This is a genomic window from Sodalis endosymbiont of Henestaris halophilus, from assembly GCF_900161835.1.
Lineage (GTDB): Bacteria > Pseudomonadota > Gammaproteobacteria > Enterobacterales > Enterobacteriaceae.
In genome coordinates this window covers 1492589-1515972 of record NZ_LT897836.1, presented here as the reverse complement: position 1 = coordinate 1515972, position 23384 = coordinate 1492589, and the positions used below count along the sequence as shown (strand labels likewise).

Below are 23384 nucleotides of genomic sequence, written 5' to 3'. Positions count from 1 at the left end.
TCTCTATTACGAGAAGACCAACGCGATTACGCAGGTTGTTATAGTCGTTACATCGACTACTGTGTAACATGCGTACACCAAGGTGCTATCTCTGCAGTATAATTATGGCATGTGAGTATGATTTTATAATCATTAATTATGTGCTCATGCACGTGTATTTCTAGTTCATTGTGTAGCGTATAGCGGTAGAGCATTTATCTATTGTGCGATTAGACAATTTTAATTATAAAATAACATCGTGTTACCTAAGTAGAACTTTTCTGACTATTTTTAACGCATTCTGAATGCTAATTCAGAATTTAATCAGCTAGGTCAGATGCATTTATCGCATGTATTTAATCTACATGCAATTGAAGCTGATTGTGCTTCCTACGTTTTTCGTGGAGTTAAAGCAGTGACTAACATGAACATCTGTGATTTATTCCTGAAAGCAGGCTTTATGATAAAAATGATCATGTTAATTTTGATATGTTTTTCTATTGCCTCCTGGGCAATCATAATTCAACGATCCCGTATTTTAGCCTCCGCTGCGCGCGCAGCGGAGGCTTTTGAGGATAAATTTTGGTCTGGTATCGAATTATCTAGAATATATCAGGAAAGCACGTCGCGACGCGACAGTCTAAGCGGTCCCGAGCAGATTTTCTACGCTGGCTTTAAAGAGTTTACACGCTTGCATCGTGTCAATAGCTACGCTCCTGATGCGGTGGTGGATGGTGTCTCACGTGCTATGCGTATTGCGATGAATCGCGAGTTAGAAAATTTGGAAACTTATATCTCGTTTCTTTGCACTATCGGTTCTATTAGTCCATATGTAGGTTTGTTCGGCACTGTATGGGGTATTATGCATGCTTTTATAGGGTTGGGAGCGGTACAACAAGCGACTCTCCAGATGGTCGCACCGGGGATAGCTGAAGCACTGATCGCTACTTCCATGGGTCTATTTGCTGCTATTCCTGCGGTAATGGCGTTTAACTGGTTAACCCTGCATGTCAACAAGCTTGAACAGAATTATGGTAATTTTACTGAAGAGTTTATCGCTATTTTGCACCGTGAGGCTTTCGCCAATAGTACTCTTAAATGAGTGAGAGTAAAATTATGTTTAGAAACAGCATGCGCAGAGAAATTAAGTCTGAAATTAATATTATTCCCTTTCTCGATGTATTGCTGGTACTGGTTTTAATCTTGATAGCTACTGCGCCGATGGTTACTCAAAGTGTGGAGGTAGATTTACCTGATTCGATCGACTTCAAAATCGTTGGCAACAATAGTAATTCTCTTGTTATCGTAGAAGTGTCAGGAATTGGCCAATATAGTATGATGATTGATCATTTGCGTCAAGAGCAGTTGCCACCAGAACGGGTTGTTTCAGAAGCAAATGCCTGTATTACAGTTAATCCTAAGACGGTATTTTTGATAGGCGGCACAAAAAACGTGCCTTATGATGAGATCATCAAAGTGCTAAATTTACTGCATCGGGCTGGCGTGAAGTCGGTTAGTCTGATGACCCGGCCCATTAACAGTTAGATGATGAAAGCACGTGATTTCCTGACAACCCCTTGAGGGGGAATAGATTGTGTTGAAGGATACCAAACATAACGGCATACTTAAACGTGCTATTATTCTATCGATTACGATGCATTGTATCTTGCTTGCTGTATTTATTTGGAATTCTATACATCAGTCGCAAGAGACTAACCTTAATGGTGTCAAGTCGCCCATTCATGCCGTAATGGTCGATCCACGCTCCATAACGCAGAAATATAACCTTCGGCAGCCACAGCAAATCGAAATAGATGAGCAGCAAGCCCAGCATCAGGTAGCGTCGAAGCTGCAGCATTTAAAAAAATTGGAAAAACAGCGTTTAGCTGTTCAGGAAGCGGCTAACGCAAAACAGCGTCAATATTCTGCTGCTCAGAAAAAAACTGCCGCTAAAGCTTATCAGGCGTCGAAAGATAAAGTCGTCACCGCGAAGAAAACTACCGTTAAACATTTCAGTGATGTAGATGCTTTGCTGGGTGACTTAACTGATTCTAAACCTGTGCCCAAAACTGGATTTTTACTGTCAGGGGACAGTAAAGCTAAACAAAGTGGGGTTAGTGGGTCAGAAATTGATGCCTATAAGGCAGAAATCAATAGAGCTATAAGCAATAAATTCTATGATGCTTCTAGTTATATAGGAAAGACATGCGATTTATATATCAAATTGGCGCCTGACGGATTGCTGCTTTCGGTAACTGCTGTAGGCGGTGATCTGTCACTGTGTAAAGCAGCTACATCTGCAGCTAAGCTAGCGACTATACCCCGACCGCCTACTCCCCAGGTTTACGAGACTTTTAAAAATGTAACGCTCAGATTTTCTCCTCAGTAAATCCATATGGCAAAATACTATTTTTATTAAAATAGTTTTGATAAAGTTTAATGAGTTTATAACGTAACAATTACCACATACCCTTGGTGTTAACATCAATTTAGGGAATGAAATGAAAAAAGCATTTCTAGTAGCGTTAGTTTTATTAATCTTATGGTCTTCCGTGTTGCATGCCGAAGTACGTATAGAAATCACCCAAGGTGTAGATTCTGCCCGCCCCATTGGGGTGGTGCCGTTTAAATGGGCTGGATCTGGTATGATGCCCGAAGATATCGGCGGTATTGTTGCTGCCGATTTGCGCAATAGCGGTAAATTTAATCCGCTAGATATATCCCTACTGCCACAGATGCCGGTCACTGCCTCGCAAGTTATTTCGGCTGTATGGGCAAAATTAGGTATTGATGCTGTAGTGGTAGGAGAGGTGCAACCTAGTGCAGGCGACAACTACATGGTTTATTATCAATTAGTAGATACCTCGGGTAATCCAGGAGCGATTTTAGCACAAAACCAATTCAAAGCGCCTCGTAAATGGCTGCGTTGGGCAGCGCATTCTGTTAGCGATGAAAGTTTTGAAAAGTTAACGGGTATTAAAGGCGTGTTTCGCACGCGCATTGCTTACGTTGTACAGATTAATGGTGTTCAGTTTCCATACGAATTGCAAATATCAGATTATGATGGTTATAACAATATATCGGTGCACCGTTCGATGCAGCCACTAATGTCTCCAGCTTGGTCTCCTGACGGTACCAGTATTGCCTATGTCACTTTTGAAAGCGGTCGTTCGGCGTTAGTGATCCAAATATTATATAACGGCGCTATACAGCAAGTTGCGAGTTTCCCACAACACAATGGTGCTCCTTCTTTCTCTCCTGATGGTAGTAAGTTAGCTTTTGCATTGTCTAAAACTGGTAGCTTGCATTTGTATGTAATGGATTTAGGATCAGGTCATATTCGTCAGATAACCAATGGTCGCAGCAATAATACAGAGCCGACTTGGTTTCTGGATAACCAGACTTTGGCGTATACCTCAGATCAGAGTGGCCGTCCGCAGGTTTATAAAATTAATATAAATGGGGGTACACCTAAGCGTCTGTCCTGGGCAGGTTTCCAAAATCAGGATGCGAACGTTAGCTCGGACGGTAAGTTTTTGGTTATGGTAAGCAGTAATAATAACATGCAGCATATAGCTAAACTCGATCTGGCAACTGGAGCCGTACAAGTATTGACGGACACGTTCTTAGATAATACGCCTAGCATCGCCCCCAATGGGACCATGGTGATTTATAGTTCTTTGCAAGGTATGAATTCTGTTTTGCGTCTGGTCTCAATTGATGGGCGTTTCAAAGCGCATCTTCCGACAATCAATGGGCAGGTGAAATTTCCTGCTTGGTCGCCGTATCTATGATGCGTGTGTATAGCAAACTACAATAAGGAATAATATAAAATGCAATTAAATAAGGTGCTGAAAAGATCGTTCTTAGCAGTTTTCGTTATGGTGATTGGTGCATGTAGTTCTCACAAAAGCACTAGTAATGGCGACGATTCTTCCACGAGTGCCGGTGAAGGCACTCGCATAGACATGAACGGCAATAACTCATCGTATGTAGAGCGTACTAGCCTGCAAATGCAGGAACTTCAACGGAACAATACCATTTACTTTGATTTAGACAAGTACGATATCCGCTCTGAATTTGCTCCAATGATTGATGCTCACGCCAATTTTTTGCGCAGCAACCCATCTTATAAAGTTATCGTTGAAGGCCACGCGGACGAACGCGGTACGCCAGAATACAATATAGCTTTAGGTGAGCGCCGCGCTAAAGCCGTGATGATGTATTTGCAAAGTAAAGGTGTTTCTGCTGATCAGCACGATATGGTATCTTATGGTAAAGAAAAACCTGCTGTACTAGGTCACGACGAAACAGCTTACGCAAAAAATCGTCGTGCCGTACTTGTCTACTAAGATAATGGTTTTTTTATGAGCAATAACTTCAGACCTTATATATTAATAAGTCTGTCGTTATTGGTAGGCACAGTGCCATCTTGGGTTACTGCTGACCAAGCGCCAATTAGTCATATAGGCTCTGGCTTAGTAGAAAGCCGAGTTACTCAACTTGAGCGTATTACGAGTGCGCATAGTAAATTACTAATCACACTTCAGCAACAACTTGCTGATAATTATCGTGATGTTGACTCGTTGCGCGGTGAGATTCAAGAAAACCAATATAAGTTGTCACAGGTCATCGAACGACAAAACCAGGTTTACCAACAGATGAAAAGTCTCTCAAGCCATGCACTGACTGTTCCTAAAGACAGTAAACTTCAGGCGTCTATGTCTTCTTCTACGGTCGTCGTAAAAAGCGCTGAGTTGGCTGCCCATGCCGCCAGCACCGATTATAATGAGGCTGTAGCGTTAGTACTAGAGAAAAAAAGGTACGGCCAGGCTATTAGAGCATTTAAAAAATTTATTAAGAATTACCCTGATTCTATCTATCAACCCAATGCCAATTACTGGTTAGGACAGCTAAATTATAATCAAGGTAAAAAAGACGATGCGCTTTATTACTTCGCCCTTGTAGCAAAAACATACCCCAAATCCTCTAAAGCCCCCGACGCATTGTTGAAAGTGGGAATGATCATGCAAGTAAAAGGTCAGAACGATAAAGCCCGAGCAGTTTATCAGCAGGTTGGGAAATTATATCCCAGTGCTGAGGCGGCTAAGCAGGCTCAGAAACGGCTCACGGGACTGTAAGTCATTATAAGTGTTAATAGTAGTTAGTATAGCATAAAACTGATCAGATTAATTGAAGTAGATGAAGCTAGAGATGTTTTAACTAATTAACAGTTGCATTAAAAATTTTTAATCAGTAAAATGTTGTCTTTTTACTAAGACAAAAATTGTTTGATCTGTTAATAAATGTAAACGGAGGAATTTGGGTCGTTAGCTCAGTTGGTAGAGCAGTTGACTTTTAATCAATTGGTCGTAGGTTCGAATCCTGCACGACCCATCAAACTTTGTTTAGCTAACTTATCTGGTAATATCTGTGAGTTAGTCACAGTCTTGCTCTCAGAACGTCAAACGACGAACTATATAAATACTATCCTATATTACTTATTTAATGTTTTAGGAAAAACACACAAATTAGGCGCGACAAAGTGCTATAAATTTCGTGCGTTATATTATGGTCATCTTTTTAAAAATTGATAATAAAAATTCAGACTTTTGCTCACCGGTAGCTGTTGAGCTGACATTTCCCCGGTGTTGAGGTAGCATAGTGTCAGAGAACAGTAATGCGTGAATTAATCGATAATTTTGCTACCACTTATCCTTTTCCGCTCAAACCAGTAGTTTTGCAAGAAGAGGAGAAAACTAGTTTACGAAACAAGATTGCACGCCTATTGAAGGCGCGTAATGCGGTTATTGTAGCTCATTATTATACTGATCCGGAGATCCAATCGTTGGCAGAAGAAACTGGCGGCTGTGTGGCGGATTCTTTAGAAATGGCGCATTTTGGCAGTAACCATCCAGCTACTACGTTGCTTATAGCCGGTGTGCGTTTTATGGGCGAAACCGCCAAAATTTTAAGCTCGGATAAAACAGTGCTTATGCCGACATTATACGCGGAGTGTTCTCTCGATTTAGGCTGTCCTGAAGCAGAGTTTAGCGCGTTTTGCGATGCTCATCCCGAGCGAACTGTTGTTGTTTACGCTAATACATCTGCCGCGGTCAAAGCGCGTGCCGACTGGGTAGTGACTTCAAGCATAGCTGTTGCTCTTATAGAGCATCTTGATAGTCAAGGCGAGAAAATTATCTGGGCCCCAGATCGTCATCTTGGCCGTTATCTACAAAAAAAAACCGATGCGGATATGCTATGTTGGCAAGGCGTTTGTGTTGTTCATGATGAATTTAAGACCCAGGCACTGCGGCGAATGAAATTGCTCTATCCAGACGCAGCTGTGTTGGTGCACCCTGAATCACCGCAGGCAGTAGTCGCTTTGGCCGATGTCGTTGGCTCTACGAGCCAACTGATTCAGGCAGCTAAAACATTACCGCATCAGCAGATGATTGTAGCCACTGATCGCGGTATTTTCTTTAAAATGCAGCAGGTATGCCCGGAAAAGACTTTGTTGAACGCACCGACAGCCGGGGATGGTGCAACCTGTCGTAGCTGCGCACATTGCCCATGGATGGCTATGAATGGGCTCAAGGCTATAGCAGCAGGCCTTGAGCGAGGCGGAGTAGAACATGAAATACAGGTTGAGGAATCAGTGCGTCAACAAGCGCTATTGCCGCTGAATCGTATGTTGGCTTTCGCAGCCAATCTTAAGCGCCGCTAAGAGAGTCTGAGTGAGTTTTGGATATTTAAGCTGTAGTGTTTAGTGACATAAGTCGTTTTACTAAAAGGTTGCAAACTAACGTAAAAAACTTTGCTCCTTCTGCGATTATAAGCGCCAAGCGTTGGTTATCGCTTAAATCTCAGAAATTGAGGTGTAGCCTATAACGATAATCTATTCATGCTAGATATCATCCGATGAACTGATAGGTCATAGTTGATATCGAGAGTTATTGGGATCAATAACCACTCGACTATCAATCTTTAATAATTCTACTTTTATTTTATCCCTAGATAAAATCAATAACTGAGCGGTGATACTCACTTAGTTAAACGTGCATTAGTAAATCTGCTGTAAGTAAAAGTTATGTAATTTTAAGGGTTGTGTATTTTTATTGTAATTTAATAAATTAGGTTTTATCTATCTTGATTCTTCCGGTAGAGTTCACCTATCTTATTCAGGTGAATATAAATTACCTGTCTTGGCTGCAGAATACGCTTATAGACACCCCTGTGGGTCGTCTAATTAAATATTTACTGTCATTAACACGCGTATTATAAGCGCAATCTATGCGCCCATAGTTCGCATATATGAGCTAAATCAGCGGCAGCATGAGCGATAGCTGAGCGGACTTGTCCGCTAGCCAATTTTTGCTAGCGCTAGCGTGGTTATGCACATTGTCCCGCAGCAAACATTTTTGGCTGGTATATCGAGCCACCACCTTTCTCTCGCAAATTAATTTGTCTAACTAACTGCACGTATGATCTATCATTTGAAAAATAACTATATTACTAGCTAATATAGTTGTGGAATGTTGTCCATTTTTAATAGCTCTAAAAAGATTAATCCTAAGTCTGCTAACTAGCAGTTATTTTCTAAATATAGGTAATGGCATGATAAAAGTAACGCATCAAACTAAGTTACGGCTTATGATTTAGCAACGTTAATATGATAAATAAAAATTCAATTATACTTCAGCTTTGAGAATGACGCAATTAACTTTTCTTTACATAGAAGAAATCCATTTGGATCGTAGCTTGTCAGGTTATTAAACGTTTTGAACATATAATTCGTAATGAGATACAGTGACGATACTAGTTATAGTTTGTGCGACATGATCATTTATCTATGTATCGTCATTAATAATGACCGCTCGTTGACTTGCGAGCGGATCAACATGAATATTGCGTATTTTGGGAATATTGAGTGTGATGCTCGCTTAAGTTTCTCAATAGCAAAAATTTCTTAGGGGTACCATCTAGCAACTCCGTGCAGGTTTTCACACATTAGTTTTCGGCTAAGGAGTCGCATAGAGCGCTAGATAAGAAACCAAAATTAACAGAAGCATTTGAATAGAAAATTAGCACATGTATCTAGTATCGCTTACATCATCGATGATAACGTCTATTAATTCTTAAAAGTTCCTAAAAACAGGCAGACCGTCGTCGCTTATAGATTATATATTTTGCTACCTACACCTTTCTGTAGTCTAAACAAATAAAATATTCATTATTAATTGGGGGATGGAGTGCAAGTAACAAATATCACGGTTTAACTGTGAGGTAGTAATGTGATTTTCAAAGCGACACTCAACGTCCCTAGACGATCATGATCTTTATCAATAACATCGTTAAAGTATGAAAATAGACTGACAGAGTAATAAATGACAGAAAATAAAATCTGTATCGACTATTAGGCGGAGAGTCAGTAATAGTACACATGCTGATTACATCAGCTGTAATTCTGTTGCATCTGTCAGCATATACCGAACATTACCTATTAATGCAAGCTAGCTTATTAATAGCTAGTCTTAGCTCACTTCTTTGAGATAAGTTTAGACTGAGTGTGAGATGCGGGTAAAAGACGTTAGCAGACATTTATGCGCGCTGACATAAAAGTCAAGCTATGAGGGTGATCAAAAAAAAACATATCGCCCGTGTTTAGTGGGGCGGCTGCTGACATGATGTGTCTGCGTGTATGGTTACAAGTATGGTGTAATACATATGCTTTATCAATATGAATTTGTTTATTTTATATAGAAACGGCTGCTGGCTATTCTTATGTATCGATTTTAGCTTAATTAGTAGAGTATATAGTTTTAAATTTCTATATCAGTGTATGTGCAGTCAACGTGTTTTAGCTTGTGAATAATCTCTAGATATTTTCGTTTTCATGGAAAACTCTTTCTGCGCGATTATCCCGTACTAGTGAGCATGTACCTATTTAATGCTAGTTTAGAGATGTAAGTTATGTCTCTAAAATTTTTGTTAACCTGATGATGCGCGCGAGAGCTGCGTTTCTGTAAGATAGTGCTATGGAGTCCTTGACTAACATTATAAAGATTAGTTATATATATTACAAGTCTTGTCGTAGTTGACTACATCGTGACACTGGTTTTGTGCTCCTGGACAATCTAAGGCAGATAATTTTGGCATTTGAATTTTGATGTTTGAGCAATAGTCGTCTTTTCACATATGGTGTTTTATGTTGGCTTAGTTTGATTTAGATCTGAAGCAGGGGTTATTATATTAGTTATTGTATTGGTTACATTGATGTGATTAATATTATTAATATTTTTAATTATAAATACTATTTGATGATTTATTTTGTAATAGAGGTATGCAGCAGTCATCTCTATCTTCAGTATTATAACCTTCTCCTAGGGTAAACTTTTTATTACGCGTACTATTGCTTAACCTCATTTTCATAGTAAAAATGCACTACCTCTCCGTGTAATGTTAGTAGTAGTGTTCTTCTTCGCTCGTACTGGTAAGACTCAGTAGGAAAACTCTTTCTAGAGAGCGGATGTCGAGACGCAGAACATTAGGTTGCGAAAAAATAAAAATTAACTTTGACTAGATAATAATATTTATCATTTCAAGATAACATCTTGTGAATTTACCGGTTGTATTTTAAGAATTAAATTAATTAAGCATTTTGAATGTTGTTATTAGCTTGGGGTTAAATATATTTAATATAGTTTTACTAAACTTATGATTAATCCATTATCAAGATTAACTATTTGTTGTACTTATACCAAATGTTTAGATATTTACAATATCCTAATAAATAATGATAATCGTTTGGTTGTAATGATTGATATCTGTTAGATTTATGATCTTGTGGCATATATTATAATATGCAGGGTTCATGCTAAATTTAATTATCAACTAAGTTTTGCGCTAGTTGTTTATTGATGGAGTTATGTTTTGAGAAACTAAGCACCCCATTATAGTTTGAATTAACTTATAAAAGATTTCCACATGGGCAGCAGTTTTCAAGTTAATGATAGACTAATTATTGTCTAATTATAGCGTGTTGTTTATTTATGTAGATAAATTACAGAGGTCTGTGTTTGGTGAGATAGTGCCTTGATATAATCACTTTAGAATATCTAACAAATTTGAGTTACTACGGCCTCATTAGATTCAATACTACTGAATTTAAGTACACAACATTAGTGATATTGATTCTAGTAATGAGGGTTGTAGTTACATTAATAGCAGTAATCGCTTAAAAGTCAATGATGACAATAAAAGTTTTCTTGTCTTCCATCAGTTGGCAGTGAGTAAAATATATATCATCAGGGTGATGATATGAAATCATTTTATAAAAAGTAATATGGCATCTAGTATAGTTTTTATGGTGTTAGCGTTATATACTTCTATTTCGGTTAGAAAGATATCCAAAGCTATTTAGCTGAGTTTGCGTAAGCCGTGCAAGTGTTAGCAGTATAAAAATGCGCCGGATATCTTTATCAAGAGTAATTCCAGCGCGGCAGAGTTATTTCGCGCTGTCTTCATTGGTAATGATGTTGAATTTAGTAGTGATCTTGTCAACCTTATCAAGGTAGTAGTTCGTAATTGGTTTCATATTGCCGTCGAATTCGTACACCAACGGTATGCCAGTTGGAATATTTAATTCCAAAATTTCTTCCTCACTCAGATTATCCAGAAATTTTCTCATAGCGCGAATGGAGTTACCATGAGCAGCGATAATGATCCTTTGACTACTTTTCATTCTAGGAAGAATTTTTTCTTTCCAGAAAGGAAAGATTCGATCTATTGTTGACGCCAGGCTTTCAGTGGTTGGCAATTCTTCAGCAGTTAAGTGAGCATAGCGCATATCATGTCCTGGAAAACGTTTGTCATCGCGAGTTAATGCCGGTGGGGTGATTGCAAAACTGCGCCGCCACTGTTTTACCTGTTTATCACCATATTTTTCTGCGGTTTCGTCTTTATTGAATCCCTGTAGCGCGCCGTAATGACGCTCGTTCAGATGCCAGGATTTTTCTACCGGAAGCCATGCCTGATCTAGTTCATCGAGAATATTCCATAGGGTATGAATTGCGCGTTTTAGTACAGAAGTGTAAGCAAAATCAAATATATATCCTTCTGTTTTTAGTACTTGTCCTGCTTGTTTGGCTTCGGTATGGCCTTTGTCAGACAAGTCAATATCGGTCCAACCAGTAAAACGGTTTTCTTTGTTCCATTGACTTTCGCCATGACGTATTAAGACTAGTTTAGTTACATCCATGAATATATTCCTCAAAGTTGTAAACTCTTTGTAATAACTTAATGCATTATATGTCTCGCTTATATAAGGCGGCAACCCTAAAGGATGACAATATGAATAAATTTCTTACGTAAACTAATTTATAAAGCTAGAAACAAAGAATAAATTATTACGAATTACAGACTTCCGTATTGGTAAGTTAGTATGCAGGCCGTGGCTATTTTAAATAGTGCGGAAAGTAAGATGAAATGTGCAGTTCGCATAAGAACCGATGGAGCGCTTCTTGGTAGGTATCTTACCGTAAATAAATACTTCGAAGTAATAATATATAAACCTGCCTAACGTCAAGTGTACTAGACTGCTAATTTAATAAAACTTAACGAGATGATTATATCTCGCTCTAGTTTATCAGAATGACAGTAAATCTCTGGTAATTTTTCTTAGGTTAGCTAACCAAAATGGCTTATTGTCAGCCGTGCAGTTTTATTTGATTTTTTTAGCATACCCCTAATTTGTCAATTACGTGACAAGCATAAAATGCTACTTACAAATTTTTTGTAGCTGATATTTTTCACAGATTGCTCATAATCCTTTCACTTGTTTGCATACTTTCCTTTTAAGAATTATGATGTAATGTAAACATCACGGTTATTTAAAATAGATGGTCATCTCGGTGTATCATTTTGTCATTAAGCTGGTTCATCAGCATAAAATAATCCCCGACCCTCCTTCCCCGAGTTAAGCGCATCAGCCGTGACTAGTACGCGTTTCCTTTAAACACGTAGCGCATCTTGTTTATATACTAATTTAATTCAGCTCATAGCACGTTGCCTTAAATTATTTCAGCGCCAATTTGCACAAATTTTCATTATAAAAGAATAATTCTTTAATTTTACATTGCATGCATAGATTTTTATTTTATTTATTATCATTTGCTATTTGTTGTTAAGCCTAGTTTAATCTTATACTATGGCAAATAGTTATAGGCTATTGACCGATATCGTCAACACACCGGTGTCTTGATCTTAGCAATCAAGAAAGCATTATTTTGTTGCTTTATACTGAAATTAACTGATATATAATGTTATATATTACAAATGATACATTACTTTTTGCTTATTAAGCGTTGAATTTCATCGGCACATTGCTTATCACCAGAGTAATAAAGTTATCGCAAATTTTTCTACAGATACCTCTAACTTCCATAATGATGATATAATCTGGTTAGTCTGTCTTATGGGGAATCTTTTTCACTAATAATCAAGTAGTAACCGCTATAACTCGCTTCTTACTATTGTGAAAAGTTTATTATCTAGTAAACATAAAAGCAGAAAATTGCTAATTAGCATGGTACAAAATCATTCATACAGAAAAACATTGTTTTGCAATGATAGTCTAACAGCAATAACCTGATTGTGCAATTGTTACGGCAGGCATCCCATATCATTGTTGTATAATTTATTGCTCTTGCTCTTGCTCTTGCTCTTGCTCTGAAGAGCAAGAAGTCATTCTTATACTCTTCTCGGGATATGTGCACTAACGCTTTTACCATTAAAATGGTATTTATAACTCATGGAGTATAGATAAACATTTAGGCATGCTTTACAAATCGCCCTGCTAAATACATACATTGCTAAAATTAATTCTCATTGCCCCTGAAAAGGCTTGTAGTAGTTTTTCCCGATCAGATTGCGCCTGGGAGATTGCTGGAGGCATTTTATGCCACAGTAAACTTACACACTGTTTCGTAGCTTATAAGTGGTATATAAAATGTGCATGTGATTGTTAATCTGTGTAGTCGCTATAAAGTAAAGGTCACATCGAGCTAGGTTGACGTCATAAAGTAAATAGAAATAACATTTTCTAAGTTACTGTAGCAAGATGTTAAGCTTTTGTAGTACGCGACGGTGCTTAAATTTACCAGCTAAATCGGGCAGAGGACCTAATAAGCATAAACGTTTGGGAATAACAACAGAGCGCTTTAAATCGCCTTATCGTGCCACAGTAACTCCACTATCGCTTTTATAACATATTACAGACGAGGAATGTACGTGCTCGTAATATCACTCGTAGTCTCATCCTAGTTTAAAAACATAAATTCATACTTCTGTAGTTTATACTTAAGTTGTAAATATTTTAACGTTTGACTTGTTTAGTCAAGTAAACTGTTAGCCAATATTTGCTGGTGTCGTGTAGATATGGATTAAAATACCCCATGTCTACCTCTTTGTGGTTTATAACAACTTATATTCAGAAATACTTTTTTAGCTTTTCTTTCATTCGTAGGTAATAAAAGTTAGCTTGGTATTAGTGCGTGATTTTCTATTGTTTAGTTCCGCGTCTTATTTGTATTAGGTCTCTATCATTGGTATCAAGTGCTATCATAGCTAGTTAATGCATCAGGTATATATTTAGCATAAACGCGGGAAAATTATTAATAAGAATTGGAATAATAAGGCAACTAAGATTTACATATTTTGTAATACGTAGATTGTCCTTAAAATATAGTAGTCCGGATTTTGATCTACTCTAGTAGAGTTTTCGGAGATGGTATGTCCTATATTCCCTGCCAGAAGCACTGTGCAATAAGCGGTAAAACCAGAATTCATTCTTTGGTCAAGTGATTGTAACGCATATAACGATGATCGATGGGAAAAAACTTTTCATAAGGCCTCCTTAGTTGGGAGGGTGCAATTCGTGTAGAGAGTTTTGCCAACGCCAGGTGTTCGCAGACCATAATATCTTCGAGGTGTACAGGTGACGACTTACTACTAGTTCAATTCACACGTGTCTTATTAAATTAACATTGAGTAAGAGGTCAGATCGCCATAATATCCCGGGAGATTAAAGGAGGAGGGGAGCTAAATGTTATGGTATTTGCTTGCCTAAAGTTTGACTGAAATTTTTATTATATTTAGCAAGATATGTCTCCTGTACCTGATCGCAGGTTATCATTCGAAAATAGAGACTTTATCTCGTACTCGAAATGAAGTTAGCACCACAAGGTGGCTGTCGGCTAAATATACAAAATAAACATAGTCATAAAACCAGGTTGTTTTTGGCATCGAAAATCATTATAGAGGATAGCTGGAGGGAGACAATTTTACACCGTAATTCTAGGCAACAACTTGAGCAATACAAGAATTAGCGGTAGAACAGATTAAAATAATGCAGAAAATTTCTTTCCAACGCAGGGTAAGGAATTTATAGGTCCAAAAAATTCTTTGTGACTAGCAATATGCTACGCTAGTAACGAATTGAAAGTATATTATATGGATAAAATTTTGTTATAAAGTTATATTGAGTTGATCGCCGGAAACGTTGGTCAAAGATTTAAATATTAATTTCATGACGCCAACTTCTCGTATAGTTCTGTACCAGAAGGTACAGGTATTATAGATTTTATTGTCATAAAAATTAATAGATTTATTGATCGATTTTTTATTAACTGCAGATCGGCGCAGTTGATCTGTAGTCATCAGTATCTTGATCGGAGAAAATTTTCGTTAAAAGCTATTATCCTCGTATATTGCTTGAGGTATATGTTCTTAACACAAGGCTAAGAAATGACTGCTCAGTTATTAAGAAGAATTTTTTCTTACAGACGTTATTTATCGTCATGAACGACATGCTGTCAGTTATAAATGGTAATGCGAATAAGTATAATTACTGATGTAACTACTTCAGTCTTTAAATAGAACTCACATAGTTTATTTCCCTTTGTTTGTGTTAATACGGTATACCGACACTTTTATGTATTAGCACACCCCTTCTACCTTAAAATATAACTATGCTGTAATTTATTACATAAATATATTTACACTAGCGCAAAGAGGACCGTTCACATAAGTATCTTTATGTTTTCTTGTGCTGAGTAATCGGCAAAAGCTGTTTTGGTAGTGTTAAGTGTAGTTATGCTTAATTACTAAAATTCAGTAAGATTTACACACTAGGAGCAAGCTGCTTAGAAACGGTAAGGCGTCCAGTGCAAGTCACATTGCTGGGATGATATTTTGCCGGGCAGAAGTATAGTTTATATTGCAAAATATTGGTGGTACATGAGGCTAATATATTGCCTGAGATGTAAGAATACAAATTGTAATAGATATTACATATTATTTAACTACTTACTTTAACTATGCATGAATAAAGGATGTTAACCTTATTTGTAGTCTAGGAAAAGTAACTAGCTATAAATATAGCTAAAATTTTAATAAAAGACTGCATTAATAGCTAAGTATGGCCGTTCCTTTTGTCGATTAAGAGGGGTAATAGGTCAAGAGTAATATTTAAAAATTTTCCTTGGTAGATATAACTATTTTCCCTCTGCTGTATTTGCACCCAGAACATGTTAGGGTGTGAGTTTATTTATTTAATACTAATATAATTATAAGTTAGTAACACAAGATGATTAATAGATAATACATTCTAACGTATCCTTAGCGTGAAATAATACTAAGAATTAGTACATGATATCCTTGTGAATCAACAAAGTTAACCCAGAAGTGCACAATCTGACTATTAAGTTAGTTGAAATCTTTGCAGCGTCTTTGTCGAGCATGAGCTGTACTGGATTTTAATCAGTTCGCACAATTAAGGTTTAGATGCGGCTGACTTTCAAAAGATTATGTCATTCTGCGGTAGCTTGAATTTGCAGCTATAGTTAAATCACATCCACTGCCTCTTTAACTGTTACAGCCACGATGGGGCTTTATAAACGTGGATAGAATCACAAAGTGGGATAAGATAATATGATGCTGTACGAATTATCGCTGAAGCGATAATTAATAGTGTAAATGCAGACTAATATTGATATAAACAATATCAAAGTTTAGTATATTAATTATTTTGCTAAAGCCATGTTACTAGCTACAATTAGTAGAGTATAACTACTATAATATTGTTTATGGTTCTAGTGATTATATTAATAATTATGGACTTACCATTGGTTATTTTAGCCGATGGTCTAATAGTGCTTATCAAACAATGTCACATAATATCAGTTTACATAAAGTCAAATCAATCTATTCTGGCAAAATTATACCATCATGCAAGGAAATTAGTAGTTTACTTGTCAAGATATTGTTCTGTTGCTGCACAAGTTTAACTGTCAAGGAGAGCTATTAGATTTTGCAAGCATGCCAGATGATTTAACCGCTACAACATTTTTCCTTTGCAATATTTAACAAGAATTAGTGCAAAATTAAGCGTAAAATTTACCACTACCCTAAATAATCGATATAGTCCATAATATCATTTAATTTTTAAAGATTAATACTAGTTTACATATGCTATCAACAAAGACTAGCTTACCCGTTCGCTTTACTACTTCTTGTGAAGAAACATACAGGCCATAGAGCGGCTCATATCGCATCAATAAATCCGGTGATGTGCCATAAACAGCTACTTGTACAGCCATAGTTTATATAAGATTAGTCGGTATAAAATATTTGAATAACCGCATTAGTAAATAATGAATTATTAATTAATATAATAAGAGTTGTTAACTTATATTATTTATTAATATGTTATTAAACAATTTTATCTCATTACTGCTGGTATTATCTTAACCGAGAATCATCAGGTATGTATTAATCTGCTGCTACTTTGCCCCCAGCCGCTAGCCTTATCTTAAAGATAAGGCATCAATTCTCCTCATAATTATTGCATTTTTTTGCTAGATTTAGCGTATTTTTTTCGCTATCGTTGACTGCAGAGACAGCCCCTTTTAACCGGTATAAATACATATTTCCCCAAAGGACAATAAGTAAATATTTTAAAGCAAAATACAAAATTTTCAACTCACGATATTAATCGTGTCTTTAAACACAATTATTATGGTAGATCTTAAAAAATTGTTGCGAGGATGTAGATTATATCAATAAGTTTTTAGCAAAGCATGGTACGGATTACTTTGTTACATAAAATGTATTGTGGTAGGTTGAGTTAACGATAACTTCAAATTATAGATTACCGGACGCATAGCATCGTAGTACAGCTGTTTTCTTATGAGGATGGAATATTATGTGGATAAACCTTTGCTAACCTTTCATGGTTTAAATCCTAAGCGTTTTATAGTAGCGTTCTATAGTTTAGTGCCTTCCGTAAGTGCGAAAAGAAACAATGTTAGTATTGTTTTAGTGGAAAGTAACGTATTGTTGCTCCGATCAGGCGCAATACAGTCGATAATTAATAAAATTTTTATCAGGTAAGTATTTTAATCATATTGTGATATTGTACCCTGGTACAGTAGTGAAAACCGGGGTGATTACGGCTGCCAATTTGTAATAACGGTGACATTAATCAAATGGATACAGTCAAGATGATTAATGTAATAAAGGCTATATATCACAGATGCACAATAAGGATAATAAGTGAAACAAATTGTCTACGTAGCCAGTCCGGACAGTCAGCAAATACACGTTTGGCAAATGGATGGTCAGGGAATGCTAACATTATTGCAAGTAGTCAATACGTTAGGGAAAGGGCAACCGATGGCAATCCATCCAAAGAAAACACACCTTTATATCGGTATCCGACCGGTTTTTAGCGTGATTAGTTACTGCATTGATGAAGAAGGGTTGCTGACGGAAGACAGCATAGCTCCGTTGTTGGGTAGTCCGACTCAAATTACCACCGATTTGCAGGGTACAACCCTATACAGTGTTTCTTATAGTAGCAGCTACCTGAGCGTTAGCCCCATAGATGAGCGAGGTGTTGTCGGAGCACCGCAGCAAACCCTTAAAGGTTTGACCAATTGCCATTCTGCTAACGTCGATACGACTAATCAGGTGCTTTGGGTGCCTTGCTTGCAAGAAGATCGCATTCGACTTTATAAGATTGGCCAATCCGGATGTTTAATGCCCTTCAGTCCCGCGGCACTAGAATGTGTGGCAGGCTCAGGGCCTCGCCATATGGCTTTCCATCACGGTGGAAATTATGCTTATGTTATTAATGAACTTAGCGGTACAGTCGATGTAATTGATATTCACTCTGCGGGTTTTGGTCCGCGTATTATACAAACATTAGACATCATGCCAGCTACTTTCAGCAATATTCGCTGGGCGGCGGATATTCACATTACCATCGATGACCGCTGGCTTTACTGCTGTGATCGTAAAGCCAGTATCATTAGTCGGTTTTCGGTGTCGGAAGATGGCTCTGTATTGAGTTTGTTGGGTTATCAGGCAACAGAAACCCAGATTCGTGGTTTTAATATCGATCCTCAGGGACGGTTCTTGGTAGCGGCGGGGCAGAAATCAGATCATATTGCTGTATACGCCATCGATGCGCAATCGGGCGTTCTATCATTAATAGAACGTTATGCGGTGGGGCGAGGACCAATGTGGGTGTCTATCTTGGTGATGTAAGTCTCCACGTACATCTATAGTGATCTCTCAGTTTTTATTTTTTTCACTCGTATGCGTAAAATAAGTCTCCGTGTTAGCAACGCTCCTAGTCATCGGTGTACGGTAGTTTATTGAAAACAACCTGTGTTATACATCAGGTGAAAATACATGTTACAGTCAATCATTGCCCTGCTGGTGTTTCATTAATATTTTTAGATAACTAACTTAGTTAGCATATGTCCTGTAAAATGATAGCGATGAGCTGTTCTTGAGTTGATGGCTTTGTCATAGTCAGTGCTGCTGACATATTCATGATATTTTTAGCCTGACCTGTATTTATTAGCCAATGGCCTCTAATTGAAGCCCGCATCTTGGGAGTAGCATGCCGTGTGTATACCGCTAGAATATTGATTAGCCGTTAGAGCTGGCCATGCCATGTACCATAATCAAAAGTGGTCTTCGTAAAACTTTTACGATACTCATAAATATATTATCTCAAGCTAGATGCTTAAAAATATTATTACTTCTGTATATAATATATATGATTATGATACTTATTTTATATCATTAAAGATGTGATACGTTGGTAACGTCGGTTTAGAATGCAGTTTACTTTACTCATATAAGGTAAGTATTTGATTACTTACTCATTAGATCTTATTGATTAAATTTTTAATAAATTATGTGTGATATTATCGTTAATGTGAAGTTTTTACTAGTGAATTTATATTACTATTTATAGCTTAGTATGGCTACCAACTTTTGGTATGTTCAGGTTATCCTCCCTTTTGCAGTAGAATTTATTATATACTTAAAAACGACATTATCTTGGTCAATTCAACCCCTTGTTATTCGTTATTGGTAAAACTGTTTACACGCTTACTTTGGCTGCTAGCAGTGTGCCACGTTAGTTTTTTCATGGCTCCAATATGCATGCTATGCATATAGCAGACGGTTACAATCGGTTTGACATCATCTAACGTTTGCTTATAGTAAACGTAATAAAATGATGGGATTTATTCGCTACGTACCGCCAGTAGCAATGGCCACGAGAGAATAAAATAACGCATTAAAACTTTTTACCCGCCGCGTATTTATCTTGATGGGTCTGCTAACGCCCCTATTACTAGGAGCATTAGGTGAGTAAAAGTTTTGTGCCAGGTTATCTGCGCGTCCAGCTTTCACTCCTTTAGACTAGTAGTTGTTAGCTATATAGCTAATAATATTCCCCAAAATTATTAATTCTCAAGATCATAGCAATTTTTTATCTCTCGATTAAGACGAGAGAAATAATGACGTTTAATGAATTACGCGAATTACTGGTTCCTTGAATTTATGTTTAACGATCATGTGACTAGTTACACGCATCAGCATGGTAAATCGCCGTAGATTAACTAGTAATATAAGAACAAACTAAAGCTGGTTTTTCCTCTAGGGAAAAACAATGCTAGTTAATGCCTGTTGTTTGTATCCAATGGAATATCGGCAATTCTGATACTGAGTATTATGCATGTGAATTTATCTTAATCATTCATTTCTCATAGCGCTTGTAATGCCTCATGCGGGGCTTAGTATGAAGAACATAAACCTAATCCCTTTTCATGATGCTGCAAAAAGGCTGTCGACTTACTTTTGTGAGAAATAATAAATTAAATTATTGGATTTAACACCGTAGAACATGTGTTGTCGACAGAGTATTTTAGTCTGGTTTTGTCTCCTTACTGTTTAAACTAGATTTTCTGACGCAAAAGTATGGCGATGCCATTTATGTCTTTGTCATCAGCATGTTATCTCTAATAAGACATTTTGTTACAGTAGATAGATTCAACATCAGATAAGGATCTAATTGTGTATTAAGGTCAAAAATTCTAGATAGAGTGTTAAAACAACGTTCTATCCTTTTTGTCCAGTGAGCCGCCATGGGTTTATATTGCGTTCGCCATAAATCAGACAAAGCAATGATAAAATCAAAACTAAATTTCGTGCTGCATGATTCAAAGAATATAGTATAGTTCTTGATATATTATCAATAATAAGTCGCTATTGTTATAGTCGAGAATTAACAGCTTTAATTTTCATCATGGGTGCTATTATGTAGCAATGTAATGTAGTGAACATAGCGTTCAGATCATTTCTTACAATTTATTCTTGGTAGATTCATTATAGCCGTCTAGCAATGACGCCTTATATATTATTATTTTATACTTAATTAAGGACAATGTGTCACCATTGAGATTGTAACATAACCGATGCTGAGCAATGCACGCATTGCGGCGTGATACATAAACAAGTTTTGTCCCCTATTCTGGTTGCCAAATGACGTTGTCTACCCACATACGTCCTGGTAGGCAATTGATTAAGGTAATTGTGATAATTCCGTGTCGCCTTAAAAGTTAACTATATTTACCGTACGACAACTTTAAATGAATCTATTACATAGAATTTTCTTGATCGGCTGTGGAGTTAATTTACCGTGTTCATGGTAGTGGTATCATGTTATAATGGATAACTTACTTTGTAAAAAGCCATCTTAAGATATCTGTATATCGCTGCAAGCAACTTCGCGGTTATGCCGACTATAGGTTTTAGCAACTATTAAGCAATCAGATCCAACCGCTAGCGTGATTGATAGTTGTGCCGAATAGGTTATAGGACGTCTAAAACATATAAATTCTTTATAAGAACGGTTTTTCTAATATAGAAAAGTAATTTGTTTTGTCTTTTTTGAGCGCATATTTTGTGATTTAAATGTGCTTTAAAGTATTTGTAATGTGCGCCAGCGTTGTTTACTTAACTATAGCGGAGACATTTTGCCACTTATATTGACTTTGTCAATATAATATTTGATTATATCAAAACTGATAATAGTTAACCTCGTTCATTTTTTAAGTTATGTCGTTTTATATAAAAGATATAATTTAAATAGTACACGTTATTTGTTATTCCCATCGATAACCTTTAAATTAATTAATTTTAGGAAAACGTGTAGATGCGATAGCTAGTTATGCGTTACTTTTTTTTGCTTTTTTTGTTTATGTATTTATAACAAGTGCAGCATGATGAACAGTAGTTGCACTTCTCTCTAAGGGATGTATTTATAATTTTGTTTAAGCATTTACTCGGAAAGTTAATACTTTCCCTTTATTGAAAATAAAATATACAATATAGATTGTAGATAATTACTGGTGTTGTATCTAGGTGTTATTCATTAAAAAATAATATTTTATTTTATGCTCATAGATTATTCTATGCCCACTGTTCCTAACAGTGGTAATCGTAACTAACGAGTAAAATTTAAACTGGTTTCATTGTTTAAACCGTCCGAAGATCAATCGAATGCTATTCGTCGTTTAGAAAATAGTTAAAAATAATTTAGCTCGTCAGCGCCCATTAGGCGTGACCGACTCAGCTATAACTTTTGCCATAGCAAAAGTTATAGCTGATTATCAATCGGCTACCATTGTATTGGCACCAAATAAAACGCTGGCGGCACAGTTGTATAACAAAATAAATGCTTTGCCCCCGAAAAAGCGGTAGAATATTTCGTTTCCTATTACAGCTATTATCATCTGGAAGCTTATTTGCCTAACTCTGATACTTTTATCGAGAAAAACGTGTTAGTTAACGAGAGTATATTGAGCAAATGAGATTATCCGCTACGAAAGTCTGCTAGGGAGGCGTGATGTCATCGTAGTAGCGTTAGTTTTCTATATTTGTGGCTTATAAGTTCCAAGTAATTGTTTGAAAACCATTCTTCATCTAATGCGCGGTATAATAATCCCTCATAGTAGTATAATGAATCAGCTCTTGAAACTGCATTATACCCGCAACGATCAAGTTTGTCAGCGCGGTCGTTTCCTGGTACGAGGTGAAGTCATCAATATTTTCTCTGCTGAGACCGACGGAATTGCGTTGCGTATTGAACTGCTTAACGATGAATTAGAGCATCTATTGTTGTTCGATTTACTAACAGGATGGATTGTTCAGACAACATTTAATTATACTATCTACCCGAAAATACATTATTTAGTTTCATGGGCGAGTTTGTTGCAAGCAATGGAAGAAATTAAAAGCAAGCTATCTGAAAGACGCTAGATGTTGCTAGCCAATGGCAAGCTTCTAGAGAACGACTATATCAACGTACAGCCTTTGATCTAGAAATGATAAACAAGCTAGGATATTGTCGGTTATCGAAAACTATTCTAGTTACCTGTCAGTCCGTAGGCCGGACGAGACGCCGCCGACTCTTTCTGAAATCCGCTCATATAATAGAATTTATGCAGCTAAATAAAAGCAGTTGCGCAATAAATAATTGAGCAGGGTAATCATGATGAATTTATTAGTTACATGGTAAAACTGCTCGCTAGACTCATCGAGCAGTTTTATTTTACCTAAACTATCAAAGCCTACCAGGCAGTAATAGTGATGCATGTTATTTATCTCAAATAGGAGATGCCTAACTGTGATCATATGACTACTTTAGTTAAAGTATGATTTCTATATTCCCACCACAGCGCGTTAACGTTCGGCATGTTCAGTCTATTAAGTCGGACATCTGTTAGCGCGCCAATGCCGTTAAAACAGCCCCAAATGAAAACCATGAAAGCACATACTTTGCCGGACATTACTACCAAGAATTATAATACTAGGATAATCAATCAAATAAGATTTGATCGCAGAACTAGCTATGTAGTCGCATACATCAACACTTGCATCTATGTACTTATCATAAAAAAGTCACATAAGATTATTTTAACATGGTTATCAAAATAGATATCAAACTTGCCTAATAATGCTAAATAATACAACATTCTCTT

General features: G+C 36.8%; 8 protein-coding genes, 1 tRNA gene and 3 pseudogenes. 11 read left to right on the top strand and 1 reads right to left on the bottom strand.

The genetic code is table 11. The features are described from left to right. Window positions 1-394 precede the first annotated feature (394 nt). From tolQ to nadA, 9 genes and pseudogenes are all read left to right on the top strand, one after another. Entirely contained in the window at window positions 395-1081 is a 687-nt protein-coding gene (tolQ, locus tag HBA_RS03175) for a Tol-Pal system protein TolQ (protein WP_097032632.1), read from the top strand. A gap of 14 nt (window positions 1082-1095) precedes the next feature. Next, a complete protein-coding gene (gene tolR / locus HBA_RS03170; RefSeq protein ID WP_097032631.1) occupies window positions 1096-1524 on the top strand; it encodes a colicin uptake protein TolR in 429 nt (142 codons plus the stop codon). A gap of 49 nt (window positions 1525-1573) precedes the next feature. Continuing rightward, window positions 1574-2368: a cell envelope integrity protein TolA gene (tolA, locus tag HBA_RS03165; protein ID WP_097032556.1), complete on the top strand. Its 795-nt coding sequence runs from the start codon at window positions 1574-1576 to the stop codon at window positions 2366-2368. A 112-nt stretch (window positions 2369-2480) separates the two neighbouring features. Beyond that, complete coding sequence (gene tolB / locus HBA_RS03160) at window positions 2481-3773, top strand: Tol-Pal system beta propeller repeat protein TolB (protein ID WP_097032555.1); 1293 nt, start codon at window positions 2481-2483, stop codon at window positions 3771-3773. Window positions 3774-3812: 39 nt separating this feature from the next. Continuing rightward, window positions 3813-4331, top strand: coding sequence for a peptidoglycan-associated lipoprotein Pal (gene pal / locus HBA_RS03155; protein WP_097032554.1), 519 nt, complete (start codon window positions 3813-3815; stop codon window positions 4329-4331). 15 nt (window positions 4332-4346) lie between these two features. Further along, window positions 4347-4652 (top strand): annotated as a pseudogene (locus tag HBA_RS03640) (YbgF trimerization domain-containing protein); the annotation flags it as partial. Between the two features lie 78 nt (window positions 4653-4730). After that, window positions 4731-5120, top strand: a pseudogene (gene ybgF / locus HBA_RS03635) (tol-pal system protein YbgF); the annotation flags it as partial. A 183-nt stretch (window positions 5121-5303) separates the two neighbouring features. Continuing rightward, window positions 5304-5376 (top strand) — tRNA-Lys (locus HBA_RS03145). A 283-nt stretch (window positions 5377-5659) separates the two neighbouring features. Continuing rightward, window positions 5660-6706, top strand: a complete 1047-nt coding sequence (gene nadA / locus HBA_RS03140; RefSeq protein WP_097032552.1) for a quinolinate synthase NadA — start codon at window positions 5660-5662, stop codon at window positions 6704-6706. Between the two features lie 3780 nt (window positions 6707-10486). Here the strand turns inward: nadA and gpmA are convergent. After that, entirely contained in the window at window positions 10487-11239 is a 753-nt protein-coding gene (gpmA, locus tag HBA_RS03135; protein ID WP_097032551.1) for a 2,3-diphosphoglycerate-dependent phosphoglycerate mutase, read from the bottom strand. A 6353-nt stretch (window positions 11240-17592) separates the two neighbouring features. On the opposite strand from gpmA, the gene pgl reads away from it, so the two are divergent. Then, entirely contained in the window at window positions 17593-18588 is a 996-nt protein-coding gene (pgl, locus tag HBA_RS03130; RefSeq protein WP_097032550.1) for a 6-phosphogluconolactonase, read from the top strand. A 3278-nt stretch (window positions 18589-21866) separates the two neighbouring features. Then, window positions 21867-22816, top strand: a pseudogene (locus HBA_RS03630) (excinuclease ABC subunit B); the annotation flags it as partial. Window positions 22817-23384 lie beyond the last annotated feature (568 nt).